Annotated in this window: 22 protein-coding genes and 5 pseudogenes; 16 read left to right on the top strand and 11 right to left on the bottom strand. The window is 61.5% G+C overall.

The window, feature by feature from the left end; all coding sequences use genetic code 11:
• The first annotated feature begins 131 nt into the window (after window positions 1-131).
• Window positions 132-362, top strand: a complete 231-nt coding sequence (locus AC1DKV_RS33480) for a DUF2798 domain-containing protein (protein ID WP_441623518.1) — start codon at window positions 132-134, stop codon at window positions 360-362.
• Between the two features lie 308 nt (window positions 363-670).
• Here AC1DKV_RS33480 and AC1DKV_RS33475 read toward each other — a convergent pair.
• Window positions 671-829 (bottom strand): annotated as a pseudogene (locus AC1DKV_RS33475) (ISKra4-like element ISBte1 family transposase); the annotation flags it as partial.
• 4 nt (window positions 830-833) lie between these two features.
• Between AC1DKV_RS33475 and AC1DKV_RS33470 the strand changes: the two are divergent.
• Window positions 834-1,052: pseudogene (locus tag AC1DKV_RS33470) on the top strand (Tn3 family transposase); the annotation flags it as partial.
• Between the two features lie 43 nt (window positions 1,053-1,095).
• On the opposite strand, the pseudogene AC1DKV_RS33465 reads toward AC1DKV_RS33470, so the two are convergent.
• A pseudogene (locus tag AC1DKV_RS33465) lies at window positions 1,096-1,365 on the bottom strand (TetR/AcrR family transcriptional regulator); the annotation flags it as partial.
• 6 nt (window positions 1,366-1,371) lie between these two features.
• Between AC1DKV_RS33465 and AC1DKV_RS33460 the strand changes: the two are divergent.
• Window positions 1,372-1,800, top strand: a pseudogene (locus AC1DKV_RS33460) (Tn3 family transposase); the annotation flags it as partial.
• Window positions 1,801-2,085: 285 nt separating this feature from the next.
• Here the strand turns inward: AC1DKV_RS33460 and ybgF are convergent.
• From ybgF to AC1DKV_RS33425, 7 genes are all read right to left on the bottom strand, one after another.
• Window positions 2,086-2,844 carry a tol-pal system protein YbgF gene (gene ybgF, locus AC1DKV_RS33455; protein ID WP_441623516.1) on the bottom strand — a complete coding sequence of 253 codons (759 nt, stop codon included), beginning with the start codon at window positions 2,842-2,844 and terminating at the stop codon, window positions 2,086-2,088.
• A gap of 77 nt (window positions 2,845-2,921) precedes the next feature.
• On the bottom strand, window positions 2,922-3,170 hold the full coding sequence (locus AC1DKV_RS33450) for an H-NS family nucleoid-associated regulatory protein (RefSeq protein ID WP_477139024.1): 249 nt from the start codon (window positions 3,168-3,170) through the stop codon (window positions 2,922-2,924).
• 175 nt (window positions 3,171-3,345) lie between these two features.
• The gene (locus tag AC1DKV_RS33445) at window positions 3,346-4,482 is read right to left on the bottom strand and encodes an H-NS histone family protein (protein ID WP_477139023.1); all 1,137 of its coding nucleotides are present in this window, start codon (window positions 4,480-4,482) and stop codon (window positions 3,346-3,348) included.
• Window positions 4,483-4,814: 332 nt separating this feature from the next.
• Window positions 4,815-5,354, bottom strand: coding sequence for a SixA phosphatase family protein (locus AC1DKV_RS33440; RefSeq protein ID WP_477139022.1), 540 nt, complete (start codon window positions 5,352-5,354; stop codon window positions 4,815-4,817).
• A gap of 45 nt (window positions 5,355-5,399) precedes the next feature.
• A complete protein-coding gene (locus AC1DKV_RS33435; RefSeq protein ID WP_477139021.1) occupies window positions 5,400-6,221 on the bottom strand; it encodes a PDDEXK nuclease domain-containing protein in 822 nt (273 codons plus the stop codon).
• A 423-nt stretch (window positions 6,222-6,644) separates the two neighbouring features.
• A complete protein-coding gene (locus AC1DKV_RS33430; protein ID WP_441623507.1) occupies window positions 6,645-6,905 on the bottom strand; it encodes an H-NS histone family protein in 261 nt (86 codons plus the stop codon).
• Window positions 6,906-7,098: 193 nt separating this feature from the next.
• On the bottom strand, window positions 7,099-7,320 hold the full coding sequence (locus tag AC1DKV_RS33425; RefSeq protein ID WP_441623505.1) for a hypothetical protein: 222 nt from the start codon (window positions 7,318-7,320) through the stop codon (window positions 7,099-7,101).
• A gap of 532 nt (window positions 7,321-7,852) precedes the next feature.
• Here AC1DKV_RS33425 and AC1DKV_RS33420 point away from each other — a divergent pair.
• The 7 genes from AC1DKV_RS33420 to arsH are packed head-to-tail and all read left to right on the top strand — an operon-like array spanning window position 7,853 to window position 11,664.
• Entirely contained in the window at window positions 7,853-8,182 is a 330-nt protein-coding gene (locus tag AC1DKV_RS33420) for an ArsR/SmtB family transcription factor (RefSeq protein ID WP_477139020.1), read from the top strand.
• Window positions 8,183-8,184: 2 nt separating this feature from the next.
• Complete coding sequence (locus tag AC1DKV_RS33415) at window positions 8,185-8,667, top strand: ArsI/CadI family heavy metal resistance metalloenzyme (protein WP_441623501.1); 483 nt, start codon at window positions 8,185-8,187, stop codon at window positions 8,665-8,667.
• Window positions 8,668-8,676: 9 nt separating this feature from the next.
• Window positions 8,677-9,171, top strand: coding sequence for an arsenate reductase ArsC (locus AC1DKV_RS33410; RefSeq protein WP_477139019.1), 495 nt, complete (start codon window positions 8,677-8,679; stop codon window positions 9,169-9,171).
• 42 nt (window positions 9,172-9,213) lie between these two features.
• A complete protein-coding gene (locus AC1DKV_RS33405; RefSeq protein ID WP_441623497.1) occupies window positions 9,214-9,708 on the top strand; it encodes an arsenate reductase ArsC in 495 nt (164 codons plus the stop codon).
• Window positions 9,709-9,711: 3 nt separating this feature from the next.
• Window positions 9,712-10,428 (top strand): aquaporin, encoded by a 717-nt coding sequence (locus tag AC1DKV_RS33400; protein WP_441623495.1) that lies wholly within the window; start codon window positions 9,712-9,714, stop codon window positions 10,426-10,428.
• 49 nt (window positions 10,429-10,477) lie between these two features.
• The gene (arsC, locus tag AC1DKV_RS33395; RefSeq protein WP_441623493.1) at window positions 10,478-10,903 is read left to right on the top strand and encodes an arsenate reductase (glutaredoxin); all 426 of its coding nucleotides are present in this window, start codon (window positions 10,478-10,480) and stop codon (window positions 10,901-10,903) included.
• The gene (gene arsH, locus AC1DKV_RS33390) at window positions 10,900-11,664 is read left to right on the top strand and encodes an arsenical resistance protein ArsH (protein ID WP_441623491.1); all 765 of its coding nucleotides are present in this window, start codon (window positions 10,900-10,902) and stop codon (window positions 11,662-11,664) included. Before arsC ends, arsH begins: the two co-directional genes overlap by 4 nt.
• 275 nt (window positions 11,665-11,939) lie before the next feature.
• On the opposite strand, the gene AC1DKV_RS33385 is transcribed toward arsH, so the two are convergent.
• Together AC1DKV_RS33385 and AC1DKV_RS33380 are read right to left on the bottom strand one after the other, a co-directional pair.
• Window positions 11,940-12,140, bottom strand: a complete 201-nt coding sequence (locus AC1DKV_RS33385) for a hypothetical protein (protein ID WP_441623489.1) — start codon at window positions 12,138-12,140, stop codon at window positions 11,940-11,942.
• A gap of 162 nt (window positions 12,141-12,302) precedes the next feature.
• Window positions 12,303-12,419, bottom strand: a pseudogene (locus AC1DKV_RS33380) (IS110 family transposase); the annotation flags it as partial.
• Between the two features lie 340 nt (window positions 12,420-12,759).
• On the opposite strand from AC1DKV_RS33380, the gene AC1DKV_RS33375 reads away from it, so the two are divergent.
• Genes AC1DKV_RS33375 through AC1DKV_RS33350 form a run of 6 tightly spaced genes read left to right on the top strand, consistent with a single transcriptional unit; the run spans window position 12,760 to window position 19,123 of the window.
• Window positions 12,760-13,182, top strand: coding sequence for a type IV pilin protein (locus AC1DKV_RS33375; protein ID WP_441623538.1), 423 nt, complete (start codon window positions 12,760-12,762; stop codon window positions 13,180-13,182).
• A gap of 3 nt (window positions 13,183-13,185) precedes the next feature.
• Window positions 13,186-13,674, top strand: a complete 489-nt coding sequence (locus tag AC1DKV_RS33370) for a GspH/FimT family pseudopilin (RefSeq protein WP_441623487.1) — start codon at window positions 13,186-13,188, stop codon at window positions 13,672-13,674.
• Window positions 13,671-14,261, top strand: coding sequence for a type IV pilus modification protein PilV (pilV, locus tag AC1DKV_RS33365; RefSeq protein ID WP_441623485.1), 591 nt, complete (start codon window positions 13,671-13,673; stop codon window positions 14,259-14,261). Before AC1DKV_RS33370 ends, pilV begins: the two co-directional genes overlap by 4 nt.
• On the top strand, window positions 14,258-15,295 hold the full coding sequence (locus AC1DKV_RS33360; RefSeq protein ID WP_477139018.1) for a PilW family protein: 1,038 nt from the start codon (window positions 14,258-14,260) through the stop codon (window positions 15,293-15,295). Before pilV ends, AC1DKV_RS33360 begins: the two co-directional genes overlap by 4 nt.
• 3 nt (window positions 15,296-15,298) lie before the next feature.
• Entirely contained in the window at window positions 15,299-15,844 is a 546-nt protein-coding gene (locus AC1DKV_RS33355; protein WP_477139017.1) for a PilX N-terminal domain-containing pilus assembly protein, read from the top strand.
• Window positions 15,845-15,898: 54 nt separating this feature from the next.
• Entirely contained in the window at window positions 15,899-19,123 is a 3,225-nt protein-coding gene (locus AC1DKV_RS33350; protein ID WP_477139016.1) for a pilus assembly protein, read from the top strand.
• Window positions 19,124-19,369 lie beyond the last annotated feature (246 nt).

Below are 19,369 nucleotides of genomic sequence, written 5' to 3'. Positions count from 1 at the left end.
ATTATTCACAACATGCTACCTACAGAAATCGAAATAAGTTAAATGAAGCTTACCTGAAGGAAGCTCGGATATTACGTTAAGTATCCGGGCTTTTTTTGAAAATAGCTTGAACCGTCGCATTATTCAATACAATGTCAAGAGCTGCAAAACGCCACGGTCACTTTATCTACGGAATCGTCCAATCTTGCCTGACGACCGGTATTACCGCCTGCATTGCAAGTTTTCCGTTTTGGGAAACCGGGAATTTCATGATGCACTGGGCTAGATTGTGGCTGCTGTCCTGGGCTGCGATGTTGCCCGTGGTGGTGTTTGCTGCGCCGTTCATTCGAAGAATAACGGATCGTCTGACCGGTATTACCTAATACCGGCCTGTCCCTAAAACTACGTTGCGGTATCGTGTGCTCAACATCTATTAAGTAAATACATTACGGATAAGTTTCTTCGTCGGACGCCAGAGCAGCAATGATTCGAGCCTTACAGATTCGCTCCGCCACTACTGCGGACGGACCTGCCCACGATTACCACGGGGTACTACACGAATGTGGCCTGATGGACAACGCATCATTGCTTCCAGATATGTTCCATGTTGCGGTGATGGATGGCCGCATTGTCGCTTTGTGCTGGAGGGGAGAGGCACACTGAAGTAGCGGTGGCCTGTTCAGTGGCGGTTCTGCCGTTTGACGAACCGCTTGCTGACCACCTGGTTGACGGCTGACTCGACAAAACCTGAGGCAATGGGCTCGCCATGTCGATAGCGGTCACCGTAGTTCACGATGAAGTGCCGGTTGTTGTCCAAGTAGACAATGAACTCCTCGAGCTTGCCAAGGAGTTAGGTCGCCAACATGGTCATCCTCCACAACGTTCAGTGGATGTCGCGCAAGCTCAAGGATTTGCAGGAACGCGGGCACCCGGTGAACGCCGAAATGCTCAAGGCCCTGTCGCCGTACCGCCGCGAGCATATCAACCGGTTCGGAGATTACCTGCTCGACTTGCAGCGGCGCGTACCGCCACTCGATCCATCAATCGATTTCGCATTCAAATCAGCAGCTTAGCGGAGATGCGGCGGATTTTTTGCGAATCCCGGCCAAGCCTCGACTACCTCCAACGCGTCGACGACTTCGGCCCTGTACCGGCGCGAATCCCCGCCGCGATGAAAGTCACCAGGTACTCGGACTTCCGTCGCACGTCGCCTGCCTTGACCTCGCCACCGGAGATACGCTCGATGCGGCTGTCGAACACGCTCATTACCAGCGCCCCCACGGCAAACAGATAGGCCCAGTGCGCATAGCTGGCTCCGTTGCCTGGCAGGGCATTGCGGATCGTCCTGACGAATTCCATGGCAAAGGGGTCGAAGTAGTCGGCCAGGTAATCGCTTCCGCGGATGGAACGAAGTGGAACCTCTATGAGCAGAATCTGCTGTCGGAGTATCACATCCGCTATGGCGGATACGGCGGAATTGGCTACTATCATGTCTCCGACATGTATATCGCGCTCTTCAGCAACTTCATTCCGTGCGGCGTGCATGAGGCGGTGTACATCCTGGACGGGCTCATCAGAAATGGCTCTGAGATCCAGCCGGATACCATTCACGGCGACACCCAGGCGCAGAGCGGCCCAGTGTTTGGTCTGTCCTATCTGCTGGGCATCAACCTGATGCCGCGCATGCGCAATATCAAAGATCTGGTGCTATACAAAGCGGATCGGTGTCGCAGATATGAACATATCGAGCGCTTGTGCCGCCAGTCCATCGACTGGGACCTGATCCATCGACACTACCCCGACATGATGCGGGTTCGCCTGGGCGAAGGCGCAGGGGGTCGCGCAGCACCACGATGACCCCATCGTGGGCGTGCAAATGACGGTTAATGTGCTGTCMGACAGCGTGATCGCGGCCGTTACCGGCGGATTGCCCATCACGCGCATCTAAGCCGGTCGCCGGGGCGGAAGTCCCGGCGTACAGGTTTTCCGGAAATTGTCGCCATAGTGATAAGAAGTGCTATTTCCTGCAGACCAAGGGCGACCGCCACTACCAGGGCACCACCTTCCGGGCGCCGGCCTCAACGGCCGGCGCGAACTGACCCGCACTTACTTCAGCGTCTTCAACCGGTTGCTCGCCGCACGCGCGCCTTCGGTACCTGGATACTTGGCCACCACCTGTTCCAGAGTCTTGCGCGCGGCATCCTTCTGGCCGGACTCGAGCTGACTATTGGCCACCGCGATCATGGCGTCCGGCACCTTGGGATGCGTCGGGTTGGCATGGATCATTTTCTGCAGCACCCAGGTGGACCCCTTGTAGTCGCGCTGCGCGTAGAGCGAGTTGCCGAGCCAGTACTGCGCCAGCGGCAGGTACGGGCTCTGCGGATACTTCTTGATAAACGACGAGAACGAATTCCCGGCGCTCTTGAAATCGCCCGTCTGGAAATGCTTGAGCGCGGCGTCGTATTCGGGCTTCTCGCCCGGCTGCGACGTGCCTTGGTGGTCTTCGACCGAAGCGTGCTGCGGCTCGAACTTCTTCAGGCGCGCATCCAGGTCGGCGTAATAGTCTTTCTGCTGCTTCTGCAGCGTCGCCACCGTGTTCTGCAGCACTTCGTTCTGGCCGCGTAGTCGCGCGACTTCCTGGCGTAGGCCTTCGAGCTGGTTCTGCAGGTCGAGTGTGGTGCGGCTGTTCTGCTCAATGCGCTGGGTAGCCGTCGCCTGGAAACTGTTGAACTGGTCGCGCAGGTTGATGACCGTTTTGCGCGCCTGCTCATCGTCGAACACGCCGGCGTGTGCCTGCGTGGGTGGCAGCATACCGCCGCTCGCCATGGCGGCGAGCCACAACAGGGTAAAAACGCGTACTTTCATAAATGGGTCGTCGTGGGTTGTGTCGGTTAGCCCTGGTCACATCGCCGTTGGACAGCGGGCCGAATGCATCGGCGCCCCTATCCAACCCGGAAAAACTCAACGCTCTGCCCCGCATWGACCGCGCGCTTGAGCCACGAGGGCATCTCGCCCTGCCCGTCCCAGTTGAGCCCTTCCGCGTTGCGATAGCAAACCACCGGCGCCGGTGGTGCGGGCGGTGGCGGCGCGAAGCACCCCGCCGCGTCGAGCTCTTCGAGGGTGAGCCCGTAGTCGTCCATCTGCGTCTGGATCCAGCGGATCGCGTCAGCCCGCTCAGTCTTTGCTGTCATCGCTGCCGTCACTGCTGTCGTTGCCTTCGTCCTGATTGTTAGGCAGCGCCGCTGCCCCCGGCTCGTTGCCCGGCTCTTCCCCTTGGTCTTCCTACGCAGTGGCCGCCGAACTTCCGGCCTGCCGAGTTTGCTAGGCAGAATAGGGGCGGACCGGCCGCGCCCGCCAACCTGTCGTTCAGTACAAGAGATCKATTAGGAAACGCTCRGGCTTCTTGCCAATCCACGCGGGAGCCCTACCGCGCCCCGACCAGGTCTGGCCCGTCTTGGGGTTGCGGTACCTCGGAGGCGGCGCGGCCTTCGTCTTGGTCGGCACAGCGCGGGCAGCGGGCTCAACACTGGGCTTGCCCGCAATGTCCTCAATGCTGAGGTCGTAATCCTGCATCAACTGCTGGATTTCCTCCACGACCTTTGGCACTTCCGTGGCTCGCAACTGCTCAAGTTGCGCATTGACAGATGCCAGTTGAGCGAGCAGTGAGGATTTGGACGGGCTTTGAGTTGCGGTAGGCGCTTTTTGCTCCTGTCGCGGCTTCCGGGTTTGCGTCTTCTGAGTCGGCGCTTCCGGGGCAGCCTCCACTCCAGGCAGTGCAATCTGCTTCGGCCCGCGCTTCCGGGTTGGGGTCTCTTGAGTCGTGACTTCCGGAGCGGCAACTTCAGCTAGGATTTTCGGCTTCCGACCGCGCTTCGGGGTCCGCCTCTCTTCCGGCGCAGCTTCCGGAGCGGCGGTTTCGGTGAGCGCTTTCGGCTTCCGACCGCGCTTCGGGGCCCGCGTCTCTTCCGGCGCAGCTTCCGCAGCGGCAGTTTTGGTGAGCGCTTTCGGCTTCCGACCGCGCTTCGGGGCCCACGTCTCTTCCGGCGCAGCTTCCGGAGCTGGGGCGTAAAGCGGTGCTACCGGGGCGGCCGTTTCGGCCAGTTCGTCCTGGGCGGCAGCTTCCGTCGGTTCGTCCGTGGCCAGGACTTCAACCGGAGCTTCGGCCACGGCTTCAGTGGTCGCTTCCGAGGCGGTGGCTTCCATCGATTMTTCCGGTGCCACGTCTTCCGTTGAAGCGTCCGGGGCTGTGTAAGGCCGCCGGCGCCGATATGACACGGTCGCCGTCGGGCCGCTATCCTGGCTTGTGGACCAGAAGTCCAAACGTCGGGTCTGAGTGTCAACGCTGCCACTACCGACGCATGCATCACTGGCTTCACCAATGACGGGATCCGCGTCGCGCATCGCCTCAGCGATGGGAAGCTCCATCTGACCAAGTCCGTCCGTCGCATTGCTCGCGACAACGGGTTCAACCACTTGCTCTGGGGCCAATTCGTTCTCCTTCATTGAAGTCACTGCACGTGCAGACGCTTCCTTATCCCATGGACGGTGAGACCTTGTCTCTTGCGTGTCGTTCGCTTCTCGCCTGCGCCAAGCCTTCCTTACGAATTCTCGCGCCCAATCAACGCCGTACGACTTCGGGACCTTTCTGCCGACTCGTCGTATTCGACGTCCTCGGGCCCGGCGTAACAGAGAGGCTGGAAGGTCTCGTCGGCTTCCCTCGCCTGGCACACACGGTTGAAGTGCGCGTCTTGCGCGCGCCCAAGATGGGGTAGCTTTGATTCCAGTGCAATATGCGACGGTTCGCAAGCCCACCGGCCGAAGCGACGAAGTCTGAACTATCTATTCGGAGCGTCCATCCTCACCCTCGCCGAGCCGGTCTCCGCGACATCCGCCCACGCTTTTGCATCGAAGTGGAACTCGACGACGGCGCAAGTGGGCATGTCGATGATTGTGCTCGATAGCCGGTGCGCGAGGTCGGTGAACTCTGGATTGTGGCCGACGAGCATCACGCGGTCTAGCCCGTTGTCGAGTGCGCAGATCACGGCAAGCAACTTGTCCKGGCTGCTGGCGTAGATGCGTTCATCGACGACGATGTCCTTGCGCTTGTAGCCAATCTTGTCGGCGATGAGTTGTGCCGTGGTCAGCGCACGCAACGCCGGGCTCGACACGAGCAGATCGGGCTCCACCCCGCGATCAGCCAGGCGCTTGCCCATCTTGGACGCGTCACGGCGGCCGCGATCGTCCAACGGACGCTGCCGATCGGGCAAGGACGGGTCATCGCGACTCGATTTGGCATGCCGCACAAGAAACAGAGTTTTCATGATCGAGCCGAAAGAGGGTGACCCCTCAATGATAGCGATGGCCAACAGATCCATGCCCTCAACCTGAGTCCGTTCAAACCAAGTAACCCGGTCTGTGGGTCAGTGCGCATCCGCCTCGAGCTCGTMGCCTGTGTCGTCGGCGCGATTMGCGAGCCTAGCCTTCGACAGGGCAACGGCCTCATGGAGCTTCTGCTCCAGCAGTTGCCGGGGCGGCAGTTCGGTCAAATATTCAGCGACATGAATGCCAGTCTGGTCCAGCTCCAACAACTCGATGTGCTCGCGTTTCTTGCCAGAGCAGAGGATGATGCCTAGCGGCGGCGCTTCCCCAGGCTCCTGCTCATGCTTGGCGAGCCAGCGCAGGTAGAGTTCCATCTGTCCTTTGTCGGCGGCCGCTAAAAGCTCATCCGACTTGCGGGACAATGCGGTGCGCTCAAACAGCATCGAGTCCAGGCGGTCTTGGAGAGTGCGAGTGCTCCAGCCCTCGTTGCGGCACATCTCAAGGTAGAACTCGCGTTTGAGTGGGTCATCTATGTAAATCAGGCTGCGGAGGTGGGTCCAACTCAATTGTCTACTCAGTGCGTAGACAATGTCCTCGCACGGAAAAGCCTCGGCGAGGCGCAGCATATGCCGCAAATTCTTGGCGCTGAAGCCACGACCATGCTCCGCCTCCAACTGCCGCGACAGAGAAACGACGATCTGCTCGCCGTATTCGGCACGCTCCCCGCCCAGTACTTCCGAGCGGATACGCTGGCCGACCCGCCAGTACAGCATCGTCAATGTCGCGTTGACCGTGACGGCAAGCCCCGCACGGGCTTCGCTAATGAGGCGCCGGATGTCCCCGGCAAGCGCGTCGGCATTCACCACGGGCCCCTGTGGCACTACCACCTCCGGGACCTGGGTTGTGACTCGTTTGCGCGTCATCGCAAATGGTCCACGCAGTTGTTGTGCAGATGGCCCGCGCGCTGTATTCCTCGCCCCGCTTTGCGGGGGCCGTTCAATATGAAGTGCCTTCGATTCATTCTCTCATCTCTACAGCCGTTGATTTTGGCCACGCTGCATCAGTCCGGCATCTCGAGCATCCTGGACCCGTCACGCTGTGGCTGAAAGATCCCGCGCTTGCCTTGCTGAGGCCAAGCTGATCATCCGTGCAAAGCCGGGGCGCTTTCAGCGGGTTACCGGCACTAAACAACMGACGTCATGGCTTCCCGCGGCAGATGCTGCGGCACCTTGGCCTCTGCAGCAGCGCCTCCTATTAGAACCTSGCACGATTCTAGCAGTGCGTGCTGCCGGCGAAGCTTCTGCCCGGGGCCCTTCTCTGGTTTTTGGCTCTGCGGCAGTGGTCAGCTATTGCTTCGTAGCGGTTACCCGGAAATGCTCCACGCTCTGCCCCGCATTGACCGCCCGCTGCAGCCAGTCCGGCATGGCACCTTGGCCGTCCCAGCCCTGCCCGTGCGCGTTGCGATAGCGCACCGCCCCAGGCACCGTCGCCGGTGGCGGCTCCGTAAAACAGCCGGCCGCCTGCAGCTGGGCCAGGGTCAGGCCGTGCTGGGCCATCTGGATGCGGATCCAGGTAATTGCTTCGGCGCGCTCGATTTCAATCGACATGGTGTTGGTKAACAGATGTAGGGAGGCGAGCGATCCGGCGTGGCGTCGCCGGGAAGGCGTGGCCCGCTCTCTTTGCTTAAATTTTAATCAATTCCGTTGACGCCGTCGGCACTCGGCCGCCGCTCGGCTTGTCCACAGGCTTGTCCCCGTGCGCGGTGGATAAATGCCATCCGACCCCTTCCGGGGGCCGTCCTCAAGCCGGCCCCGGCCTGAACTTGGTGCGCGCCACCGGCGCCCGACGCCGGGCCGGCACCAGGCGGCGCGCCGCGGTGGCTTCGGCCTGGGCGCGCTCGGCGCGCCGCAACGCCGCTTCCAGTTCGGCCCGCAGCCCGTCCTGTGCCGCCTGCCCTTGTCCGAGCGCCTGCTGGGTCTGCGCCAGTTGCTCGCCGAGCGTGTCGCGCTCGGCCTGCAGCACTGGCCACGGCGGCGTCTTGCGCCCTCGCCTGCCCGGCCGCCAGTTCTGTGCGCAGGTCCGCCGCCGCCTGCTCGCCCTTCTGGCGCAGTGTGCGTTCCTGGTCGATCTCGCGCAGCGCACGGCGTTCGGTGGCGCTGGCCCGCTCCTGGGCCACGGCGACCTGCTCGCGGGTGTGCTCCAACTCGGTCGAGAATTGGGTACGTAGCTCCTGCAGTTGCCGCTCGAGCGCTGCGAGCTGACGCGTACCTTCCTCCTGACGCGCMTGGGCAGCCGCGAGGGCCTGGCGCGCGGCCTCCAGCTCGCCCTGTAGAGGGTTGGCCGGCTAGCGGTCGTTTGCCGGCCAGTTTCAGTCCGTCGATGGGCAGCCGAGGGATGACCGAAGGTCAGTTGGTTACCGCCGTTCGAAGCGAAGTGCAGCGCTCTGCAGTTTCTGCCGATACGGGTGCCGCGCTGACCTAGCGTGAGCCCCGATCGGTCTTCTCAAGCAGTAGCAAAGCTTGCACGGTTTCCATTATTCGACTACATTCGAATAATGGAAACAGATGCCGCACTTGGCGCGCTTGCCGCGCTCGCTMACGCCGTCCGCCTGGCCGTGTTCCGCCTGCTCGTGCAGGCCGGACCAGAGGGCCTGCCCGCTGGTCGCATCGCCGAACTCATGGATATGCCGGCGTCGTCGCTGTCCTTCCATCTGAAGGAACTGCACCGGGCCGGCCTGCTCGCCAGCCGCCAGGACGGCCGATCCATCATCTACATGGCTCGCTTCGAGACCATGAATGGTTTGATTGGCTATCTCACAGAGAACTGCTGCGGCGGRAAYCTGTGCTCGCCGCTCACCGGCTGTTCCGTTACCTCGGAGTCCTGATCATGAAGCGCTTCCACGTTCACGTAAGCGTGGCCGATCTGTCGGCCAGCATCCGTTATTACTCCGCGCTGTTTGCCGCCGAGCCAAGCGTCGTCAAGGACGACTACGCGAAATGGATGCTCGAAGACCCGCGCGTGAACTTCGCCATTTCCGCGCGCGGTGCGCAGCCCGGTGTGGACCACCTGGGATTCCAGACCGACGGCGCCGCCGAACTGTCGGAGCTGAAGTCGCGTGCCGAGGCTGCCGACATGGCGCGACTCGACGAAGGCGAGACGAGCTGCTGCTATGCCCGCAGCGACAAGTATTGGCTCACCGATCCGCAAGGCATCGCATGGGAACACTTCCACACGCTTGGCAGCGTGCCGGTGTACGGGGAGTCCCGGCAGGTCGAGGCCGCGTCGGCGCAATCCGCATGCTGCGCCCCGCGAGCCCCGAAGGGAAAGCCCGTCGGTATCGCGGTCACGTCCAAACCTTCTTGCTGCTAAGKGCCAACCATGAGCGAAAAGATCTACAACCTGCTGTTCATCGGTACCGGCAATTCGGCAAGGTCGATCCTCTCTGAAKGGCTGATGAACCATCTKGGCAAGGGCCGCTTTCGCGCCTATTCCGCCGGCAGTCACCCGACAKGCGTGGTCAATCCCTTCGCGCTGGCGGCACTGGCGCGCCATGGACTGGATACAGCGGGGCTCCGCAGCAAAAGCTGGGATGAGTTCTCGCAAGATGGCGCCCCGCAACTCGATTTCGTTTTCACCGTGTGTGACAAGGCCGCCGGAGAGCTGTGCCCGATATGGCCCGGCCAGCCGATGTCCGCGCACTGGGGCGTGCCCGATCCCGCGGCATGCGAAGGTACCGATGCACAAAAGCAGCAGGCCATCAACGACGCCACCATCACGCTGAAGCGTCGCATCGAACTGTTCCTGTCGCTGCCCTTGCCGAAGCTGGACGCCGTCGCGCTCCAGAAGGCCGTGCGGGACATCGGAACGAGCTGACAGCGTCTCTCTCGCCCGACCCCTAACTTTTTTGCTGCCCCCATGACTACGAACGTCCTGATTCTCTGTACCCACAATTCCGCACGCAGCGTGCTCGGCGAAGGCATGCTGAACCATCTTGCGAAGCAATTTGGCCGCGACATGCGCGCCTACAGCGCTGGCAGTTCGCCAAGCGGCCGCACCAACCCGTTCGCCATCGACGTGCTACGCGAAGCCGGGGTCGACGTAAGCGACTTCCGCAGCAAGAACTGGGACGAGTTCGTCGCCGAAGGCGCGCCCAAGATGCGCGTTGTCATTACTGTCTGCGATAGCGCCGCCGAGGAGGAATGCCCCTATTGGCCMGGCAGCCCGGTCAAGGTGCACTGGGGCTATCCGGATCCGTCGAATACGCAAGGGGGAGACGAGAAGAAGCGGCTCGCGTTCGAACTGACGCGGCAGGCCATCGCCTACCGGATGCTGCAGTTGCTGCTGCTGCCAATCGATGAGATGACCGACGCGGAGTTGCAAGAGACCCTGCAGCGTCTCGCGCGGAGCTAGTTTATGACGAAGATTGATCTGCCACGCCAGATCGCCGGGGAACTCATCGGTACGGCGTTGCTGCTTGCGGTGGTAATCGGATCAGGCATCATGGCCGAGCGGTTGGCTGGCGGGAACGTTGCCGTTGCGCTGTTGGCCAACACACTGGCCACGGTCGGTGGACTTTACGTCCTCATCGAGGTGTTCGGCCCAGTCAGCGGTGCACATTTCAATCCGGCGGTCAGCATCGTGATGGCGCTCCGGGCTGAATTGCCGAGATCTGCCTTGGTTCCGTACATCGTCGCGCAGTTGACCGGCGCGGTATTGGGTGCCTGGCTGGCACATGCCATGTTCGACGTCAGCATCCTTCAGCTTTCTTCCAAGCTCCGCAGTGGGCCAGGCCAATGGATCGCGGAGGCCGTGGCGACGGCCGGGCTGATCCTGGTCATCCTGCGCGCACCGGACGGGCGGGCCCCGGCCATGGTAGCCAGCTACATCGGCGCGGCTTACTGGTTCACGGCTTCGACTTCCTTTGCCAATCCGGCAGCCGCCTTCGGACGGATGTTCAGTGAAAGTTTTGCGGGCATTGCACCGACAAGCGTGCCCGGATTCATGTTCGCGGAACTGATCGGCGCCGGTATCGGGCTGCTGGTCCATACCGCCTTGCTGCCACGTCCAGACGCGCCCGGGCATCCGAACGTCATCGAGGCGTCTGGCCAGCACGCGACGCGCGATGATTGATACGGGAACTGGCAAGTAATACAGGGCCGAGGCCCACCAAGGAAACACAATGTCTGTCACGATCTACCACAATCCTGAATGCGGCACGTCGCGCAACACGCTAGCAATGATCCGCAATGCAGGCATCGAGCCCGAAGTCATCGAGTATCTGGTGACACCGCCCTCGCGTGCAAAGTTGCAGCAGATGATCGCGCAAGCCGGCCTGACCGTGCGTGAAGCGATTCGCGAAAAAGGGACGCCGTACGCGGAACTGGGCCTTGCCGATCCCGCATTGACCGACGATCAGTTGCTCGACGCGATGCTCGCGCATCCGATCCTGATCAACTGGCCGTTCGTCTTGACAGAGCGCGGCGTCCGGCTATGCAGGCCGTCGGAGCTCGTGCTCGACATTCTGCCGTCGCCGCAGCAGGGTCCGTTCACCAAGGAGGATGGCGAGGTCGTCATCGACGCACAGGGTCAGAGGGTCACGCGATGACGGTTGCATTGCCCAATGTCGTGCCGTCAGTGCTCGACACGCCTGACCTGCAGAAGCTCGAGCCAGCGCGTGTCAGCACGCACCCGCCTCGCATCCTGCTGCTCTACGGCTCGCTGCGCGAGACGTCCTACAGCCGGCTGCTGACGCTGGAAGCGCAACGCATCCTGCAGCATTTCGGCGCGGAGACGCGTGTATTCGACCCCCATGGCCTGCCGGTGACCGACAGCGTGCCCGCCGACCATCCGAAGGTTATGGAGCTGCGCAAGCTATCCGAATGGTCCGAAGGTCAGGTCTGGTGCAGCCCTGAGCGCCACGGCACACTGACGGCGGTTTTCAAGAACCAGATCGACTGGCTGCCGCTGGAACACGCCGGCATCCGGCCGACGCAGGGCCGCACGCTGGCGGTGATGCAGGTCTGCGGTGGATCGCAATCCTTCAATGCGGTCAACGCCCTGCGCGTGCTGGGCCGCTGGATGCGGATGGTGACGATCCCGAACCAGTCGTCGGTGGCCAAGGCATACCAGGAGTTCGACACGTCCGGCCGGATGAAGCCCTCTTCCTACTACGACCGTGTGGTCGATGTGATGGAGGAACTGTACAAGTTCACGCTGCTGGTCCGGGACCGGTCCGATTACCTGACCGACCGCTACAGCGAGCGCAAAGAGGCGGCCCCGGCGCACGCGGCGGCGCTGGCTGCCGCGGCGATGGACCACGAGCGGCACGCGGCTGACGCAGACACCGACGACGGCGAAGTCGAGTAGGACAGAACATGGCGAACTCGCCGACTGGTAGTCTCGTGGCCCGACTCGGGGCCGTTACATAGGGATTCCGAGTCATCTCTTCTTGATAGGCTGCAACGGACTAATCGACAAGAGGTTGGACCGGCAGCAAGACAAACGCACATCTGTGATGCGCGACACCGGGCGCATGTGGCCGTGCGAGCAAATCGACGCGCTGGCACAGCCGACGGTCGATATGCAGCGCCTGCCGCGCAAAGCGCGCCAAAGGAGGCCGATGTGATCGCCGCGCGCTCAAATCAGCAGCGGCCCTTCTTCGCCTGCCCAGGCGGGCAGAAGGACTCGTTCCCATACTGGTCAACCCGGCAATTCCCTTTCTTGGCTTGACCGGGAGGGCAGCCATTGCCTTGGCCACCGCCGTAGCCATCGTCGTAAGGAAGCACGGCGCAGCCGCTAAGCAAAGCGCCACAGGCGATCAGCAACAACAAAATGGATTTCATAACTCTTTTTCTGGGGACCTTCGCGGGAGTATATCGGTCGCAATCCCGCTCATTTGTAATAAATAGTGAACCCGGGATCGGGGGTATCCCGTTTTATCGGATCGATCTGCATTGGAATCTTAGTTCGATGGGGTGTCTCCTTGTGATGGCGCATTGTGGGCCCTGCTGAGCCTCCGACTTTGGCGTAACGAAACGCATGGCCGGCCAGGCGGCTGCTGCGCAGATTGCTCCGGAATTCACGAAATAATTCTTATTTCCCTTCACGAAAGGCTTGACGTACGGCATTAAAGATCCTGCGACCCATGAATTGTGATTTGTTGGGTGCACAATACTTTTCGTCCCTCGAAAGTMGCCAAAGATGCAAAGCGCTTTAGGGTACGCGAGGGCAAGTCGCGCCCTGCAGTGGATCCTGTGCAACGCTCGATGAGCCAAGAAAACGAGAGTCCTTTGACCATGAGTGGATTCGCGACTACACTCGCCGCGTAGCGTCTCCGGAACTGGGTCATCCGGGGCAAAAAAGATAAGGAGCGCGAGCATGGGCCACAGAAGCCCGGCGGTGCGATATGGCCGAGAACATCGGCTATTTCGGGAGTTGGGGGTAGTCACGGGGTGCGGCGGCTTGGGTCGCCAGGCTCGGCTCAGGGGTGGCTTTACACTCATCGAGTTGATGATCACCGTGGCAATTATTGGCATCCTTGCCGCCATTGCCTATCCCTCCTATATCCAATTCGTTGTGCGCTCCCATCGCGCAGCGGCGGAGTCGTTCCTGCTGGAAGTCGCCAGCATGCAGGAGCGCTTCCTGGTKGACAACCGGGCCTATGCCACCAGCCTGGCCGCACTCGGCTATGCCAGTCTTCCCAGCACAGTTTCCCCCAGCTACCAGATCACGGTCACTGCGGTCGCAGGCCCGCCACTCGGATATTCCCTGACGGCGGCCCCTCAGGGCACCCAAGCCACGAACGACGCGGCATGTGGAACGTTGACGCTGTCGAATACCGGGGACAAGAGCGTCTCCGGAACGGGTTCGAATTGCTGGAAATAGCCCATGCGAAATACTCATGCATCGAATATAGCCAGCGCCGTCGCGGATCGCGGATTCACGCTAATAGAGCTGCTGGTAGCGTTGACGGTGCTTGCCATCATCGCGTTTGCTGCGGCCCCATCGTTCTCGAGCCTGATCGTGACACAACGCGCACGCAACGCCTCGCTGGATCTTTCCGCCGCGCTGACATTGACGCGCAGCGAGGCAGTCAAGCGCAACAGCAGTGTCACCATGGCCGCCTCCGGCGCCTGGGCCGGGGGTTGGGCCGTGGCCGCCGGCACCGAAAAGGTGCGCAGTTTCGGTCCATATGACGGCATTTCGATCACTAGCAGCGCGGGCAACTCCCTATCGGTCGGTAACGACGGGAGGCCCACTGCCGGCAGCCTGACGTTCCAGGTGGCGCCGTCGGTATCACCTCAGGCAGCCACGACGATCTGCGTGCAGGTAAGCGGAACCGGCCGCGTCGCTCTGGTATCCGGAACATGTACATGAACTCGCGCTCACCCCATGCGTGTAAGCGCTTGCGCCAGTCGGCGCAGCGCGGCGCCACCCTGATCGAGGTTTTGATCTCGGTCGTCATCCTGCTCGTGGCGCTGCTGGGTACCGCAGGCCTGATTGCCCGCTCCAGCCAATCGGAAATGGAATCTTATCAGCGCGTGCAGGCGCTGACATTGCTTCAGGACATGGCCGCCCGACTCAATGCTAACCGCCAGGCTGCAGCCTGCTATGCCAGTGGCGCCACCATTACCAAGGCGGGCAGCGCCACCGTTCCCGCTCCAACTTGCACAGTCGGCACCGCTGCACAGCAATCCATCACAAGTACCGACCTGGCAGCTTGGGGGGCAGCATTGCTTGGCAGCGCGGAGAGCAATGGCGGAGCGACGGTAGGTGCCATGATTGGTGCAATCGGTTGTATCGAAGCCCTTGATGCTACAAACCAGATCTACCGCATCACGGTAGCCTGGCAGGGCCTTGCAAAGACGACCGCGCCGACGCTGCCGTGCGGCAACGGACAATTCGGCAATGACAGCTATCGCCGTGCGGTAAGCATTCAGGTACGCATTGGAGTTCTCTCGTGAATCGGCAGCGCACCGCGATTGCGAAGCGCCTCCGGCAGGGCGGCATGTCGCTGATMGAGTTAATGGTCGGAATGACACTTGGGCTACTGCTCTTGACTGCCCTGGGGAGTCTGTATTATTCCACCACGCGGTCGCGCTCAGAGTTCTCCAATAGTGMCGAGCAGGTGGAAAACGGGCGCTATGTGGTAGACATCGTGGGTCGTGAAGTCGAGCTTGCCGGTTTTTTCGGCGCCGCCAGCGTAGCCAGTGGCGCAACCGTGGCAAGCCCCGCGCTGTGCGCTACATCGCCGGGCGCGCTGGGTTTMGTCAACTMACCGGGGACGGTGCCTGTCGGCCTTCAGGGCTACGCACCGGGTACTGTGGCCCCATGCCTGCCGAACTTGGCTCCGGCATCGGAAATACTTGTGATAAGGCGCGTGTCGACGACGCCCGCGGCGGCGGCCACCGTCGGGCAACCTTATATGCAGGTATCGTACTGTTCCAACGACGCTACATCGTTCGTGTTCGGTGCCAGCGCTCCGGCCTTCACCATGCGCACCAAGGCATGTGACCCGGCTATTACCGCGGAGTTGCGCGCGGCTGTAGTCCGTATCTTTTATCTTGCAGCTTGCGATGTGTGTTCCGGCGCTGGCGACGGCGTACCGACGCTGAAAATGGCGGAATTGTCCGGCGGAGCCTTCCAGGTCAGCTCGGTGGCGCAAGGCATTCAGGATATGCACTTGTCCTACGGCGTGGATCTCGACAGCAACGGCTCCGCCGACTGCTACGTCGGCGACCCTGGTGTGAACAACAGCGCCATTTGCACCTCGGTACCTGCATACGACTGGGCAACTGCCCTCACTAACTGGCAGAACGTCACTTCTGTACGCATTCAGGTCCTTGCCCGCACGCGGCGGACCTCGCTCGGCTGGGCAGACAGCCGCACCTATGATCTCGGACGGCCCACGGTCAGTGGCCCGTTCAACGACGGCTACAAGCGCCATGTCTACGCCCGGGTGGCAAGGCTGGCCAATGTGGCTGGCCGCCGGGAGTAAGTCATGCTAATCGCACAGCGCCGGCAGTCCGGCGCCACTCTGATTGTTACGCTAATTTTCCTTGTTATCTTCTTGCTGATGACGATATCGTTGGTCAGCTCCAGTGTCGTCAATGTGAAGGTCGCCGCTAATCAGCAGCACGGGGTGGAGGCGCAGAATGCCGCGCAGCAAGGCATCGAGCAAGTCATTAGCAAGGACTTCACCGCCAACCCGGCGGCAGCCGCTGCTAGCGTCCCGGTMGATGTGAACGGCGACGGTAGCGCTKACTATACGGCGCAGGTCGCCGCGCCGGTGTGCCAGACCAGCAAGCCGGTAAGGAATGCGGACCTCGATACGTCCAATGCCGACGACGTCTCCTGTTTCGTTGGCAATGGTAACCAGGACACCGGCATCTTGACGGCATCCGGAGGCGGTGGCGGAAATTCACTGTGCAACGCCACGCAATGGGACATAAAGGCCAGCGTCAGCGATAGCGCCGCCACAGCCGCCAGCACCACCTTKCACCAAGGCATCTCAGTGCGCGTGCCTGTCGGCACGGCATGCCCGTAAGCTTGCTGTCAACCCAGATTTCGATTGCCTCACCCCCTGACCTCAGGACCCACAATGCGTCAATTCGCTGAACACGCCGCCTCGCGCATTGCCATCGCCGCGTTACTMGCGCTGTCCGCCTTGCACCAGGCAAAAGCGGAGGACATCGATCTGTACACTGGTTTGCAGCCCCTGGCCGGCAAGCCCAATGTGCTGATCCTGCTCGACAATGCATCGACCTGGGATGCGTCGGCCAGCTTCACCTGCTCCACATCGGGGGTCGTCTCCAGCAATAATGCAGGCAAGGACGTCGGTGCCGAGCAGTGCGCGCTCTACAACGCGGTGTCGTCGATCAAGACCAGCCCCTCACTGMTKGGTAACCTCAATCTCGGCGTGATGATGTTCGGCTCCGGGAGCAACAACGGCGGCAAGTTCAAGTTCCCGTCGGCGGCTCCCTATAAGTTGCCGGTGATGGACAGTAKCGGGGTCGACAGCTTCCTGACCTATGTGAAGACAATCGACCGTCAGGCCGACAACTCCAATAATTCGCAGGTCGGCGGTKGTATGCAGGAGTMGTGGGCTTACTATGCCGGCCAGACTGGCTTGTCCGGCACCAAGTACACCTCGCCCATAGACAATCCGTGTCAGCGCAATTTTGTCATCTATATCGCTAACGCCGTGAACAACGGCAAGCCGCAAGATACAGGCCAGGTTGCCACCGATGCCTTGGTTGCAGCAGGCGCGACTGCAGCTCAGCAACAGCAAATTGTCATTCCCGCTCCCAACAACAAATACCAGAGTAATTGGGGCGACGAATGGGCTCGCTTCATGTACCAGACCGACGTCCAGGGCAACATGGCCAACCGTCAGAACATCGTGACCTACACGATCGCGGTGACCGATAGCAAAAACCCTGACTATGTCCAGTTCGCGAGCAGCATGGCGACCAATGGCGGCGGCAAGACATATGTGGTCCAGCTCGGTGACGTCAATGGGCTGACGTCGGCCTTGCTGCAAATCTTCAACGAGGTGCAGGCCATCAATAGCGTGTTTGCCTCGGTCAGCCTTCCGGCCTCCGTCAATGCCCAAGGTCAGTTCCTCAACCAGGTCTATGTGGGTATGTTCCGCCCGGATGCCACCGCAGCACCGCGGTGGCAAGGCAATCTCAAGCAGTATCAGATCGGCTATGACACCGGCGGCAACATCGTACTGCAGGATGCCAAGGGCAACGCTGCCATMAGCAACGCATCGACGGGCTTCATCTCTCCGAACGCTGTCGGCTTCTGGACGACGGAGCCGCCGCTTTCCTTCGGCGCGGCCGGTTATGGGGCCAGCGCGGTCAGTAATTGGCCTGCTACAGGATACTGGCAGAACAGCCCGTCCAGTGTCGGGTGGGGACTTGATTTCCCTGATGGGGAGGTTGTGGAGAAAGGAGGCGCGGGCGAGATGCTGCGCGCACAGTTGCTGACCAGCCAGACCGGCCGGCAACTGATAACCTGCAATGGCGCGGGTAGTTGCCCGACTAACGGGGCGATGCCGTCATTCGATAGTTCCAATGCGTGGCTGAAGGACGCGAGCGCCACCGGCGGCCTTGCCATTATCAACTCGGGGACCAGCGGCGCGGCCACCATCACCGCCACCGAATTGCCTAAGCTTATCGCCTGGGTACGCGGCCAGGACGTCGCCGCTTCGGATTCCACCAGTCTGGCCGGCACCGAAGCGGAGCCGGGTCCCGGCGGGTCGGTGACCGTGCGCAGTTCGATCCACGCAGACGTACTGCATTCCCGGCCGGCTGTCATCAACTATGGCGGCAGCAAGGGAGTCGTGGTGTTCTACGGCACCAACGATGGCGTGTTCCACGCGATCAACGGAAACCAAACGCAGGGCATTGGCAGCGTGAGGCCGGGCGGCGAGCTATGGGGCTTCATCGCACCGGAGTTCCTTGGCAAGCTCAGCCGTCTCTACACCAACTCTCCGGAGGTGAAGCTCTCGACCACGCCTGCCGGTATCACTCCCGCTCCGGCGCCACGGGATTACTTCTTCGACGGAAGTACCACCGTGATGCAGGACTTGCGCGACGCGGCCAATCCTCGCGTGGTCATTTACCTGACGGCACGCCGCGGCGGGCGGCTGATCTATGCAATCGATGTGACCGATCCCGTCAATCCGCGCTTCCTGTGGAAACGCTCCAATGCTGATATTCCCGAACTCGGCCAGACCTGGTCCCAGCCGCGCATCATGCGCGTGCGCGGCTACGCCAACCCGTTGGTCGTGATGGGCGCGGGCTATGACTCGGCCGAGGATAGCGACCCGTCGCCGGGCGTCGATAGCATGGGGCGCGGCATCGTGGCATTCGATGCCGCCAGTGGTGCCATTGTGTGGAGYGCGCTGCCTAACTGTAGCGGTATGAGCGGTACATGCCTGTCGGTTGCAGGCCTGACCCGGGCCATCCCGTCGGATGTTACTGTGCTCGACCGTAATGGCGACGGTTATATCGAACGCCTGTACGTTGGCGACGTCGGCGGCAATCTCTGGAGAGCCGACTTTGAAACCACCGCGGGCAATGCGCCTGCCAACTGGACGCTTAACAAGCTCGCTGCACTCGGCGGCGCATCCAACACGAATGACGCGCGCAAGTTCTTCTATGCACCCGACGTCATTTCCACTGCTACCTACGATGCCATTACGGCCGGAACGGGTGACCGCGAGCATCCTCTGTACTCGGCCTCGACCACGCAGGGGACTGCTTACAACGTGGTCAATCGCCTCTACATGCTGAAGGATACCAACTTAAGCGGCATGCCGGCCGCCTGGACTCCCATCACAGAGGCKCTCCTCGTCAACAATACGAGCACCACTGCCAAGTACGACGGTACCGGTTCGGGCTTCTACATTACGCTCAGCAATCCCGGCGAGAAAGCAGTGAATGCACCGCTCACCGTGGCCGGAAATACCACCGTTGGCACAAATACACCAGCAGTGCCTCAGGCGGGCATGTGCTACCCCAATCTMGGCATCGCCCGGAGTTATTCCTTCAGCTTCCTTACGGCATCAGGCCAAAACCCACAACGTTCGATTATCCTGGATGGCGGCGGTTTTCMGCCTTCGCCGGTATTCGGCATGGTATCGATTGGCAGCGGCACGACAGCTACCGTTGTGCCGGTTTTGCTCGGTGGCGGTAACCAGACCGGAGCCGGAGGTGGCGACGCCACCTCGGCACTAGGTGCTCAGAAGATCAATATCGCGGGCGTGGGCAAGCGCAAGCGCATCTACTGGTATCCGGAGAGCGACAAGCACTAAAACCCCGCATCAGGCATTCGTTGGATGCGACGAGGCAGACTGCGTATGMGCGCGCAGTGCACGGCGCGCGGTTGCGCTGGCCCGTCTCGCGCCCGTGTGCTCCAACCCCGTCAAGAACGCAAGGTCGGCAACTGCCGCGCGAGTACATCGATCCGACGCTTGCCTTTTCCTTGCGCGCCTGCGTGGCCGCGTGGGGCTGACGCTMGGCGTCCCGCTCGCCGATGGGCGGCCCAGCGTGTCGCGTGA

The sequence above is a fragment of the Cupriavidus sp. 05T41 genome, from assembly GCF_056396525.1.
This window is presented reverse-complemented; position numbering and strand designations above follow the sequence as displayed.

Bases quoted from the DNA above. Each gene is read 5' to 3' on its own strand.
- AC1DKV_RS33480 (WP_441623518.1), top strand. From the start codon at position 132: ATGTCAAGAGCTGCAAAACGCCACGGTCACTTTATCTACGGAATCGTC.
- ybgF (WP_441623516.1), bottom strand. From the start codon at position 2,844: ATGAAAGTACGCGTTTTTACCCTGTTGTGGCTCGCCGCCATGGCGAGC.
- AC1DKV_RS33430 (WP_441623507.1), bottom strand. From the start codon at position 6,905: ATGTCGATTGAAATCGAGCGCGCCGAAGCAATTACCTGGATCCGCATC.
- AC1DKV_RS33415 (WP_441623501.1), top strand. From the start codon at position 8,185: ATGAAGCGCTTCCACGTTCACGTAAGCGTGGCCGATCTGTCGGCCAGC.
- AC1DKV_RS33400 (WP_441623495.1), top strand. From the start codon at position 9,712: ATGACGAAGATTGATCTGCCACGCCAGATCGCCGGGGAACTCATCGGT.
- arsC (WP_441623493.1), top strand. From the start codon at position 10,478: ATGTCTGTCACGATCTACCACAATCCTGAATGCGGCACGTCGCGCAAC.
- arsH (WP_441623491.1), top strand. From the start codon at position 10,900: ATGACGGTTGCATTGCCCAATGTCGTGCCGTCAGTGCTCGACACGCCT.
- AC1DKV_RS33385 (WP_441623489.1), bottom strand. From the start codon at position 12,140: ATGAAATCCATTTTGTTGTTGCTGATCGCCTGTGGCGCTTTGCTTAGC.
- AC1DKV_RS33370 (WP_441623487.1), top strand. From the start codon at position 13,186: ATGCGAAATACTCATGCATCGAATATAGCCAGCGCCGTCGCGGATCGC.
- pilV (WP_441623485.1), top strand. From the start codon at position 13,671: ATGAACTCGCGCTCACCCCATGCGTGTAAGCGCTTGCGCCAGTCGGCG.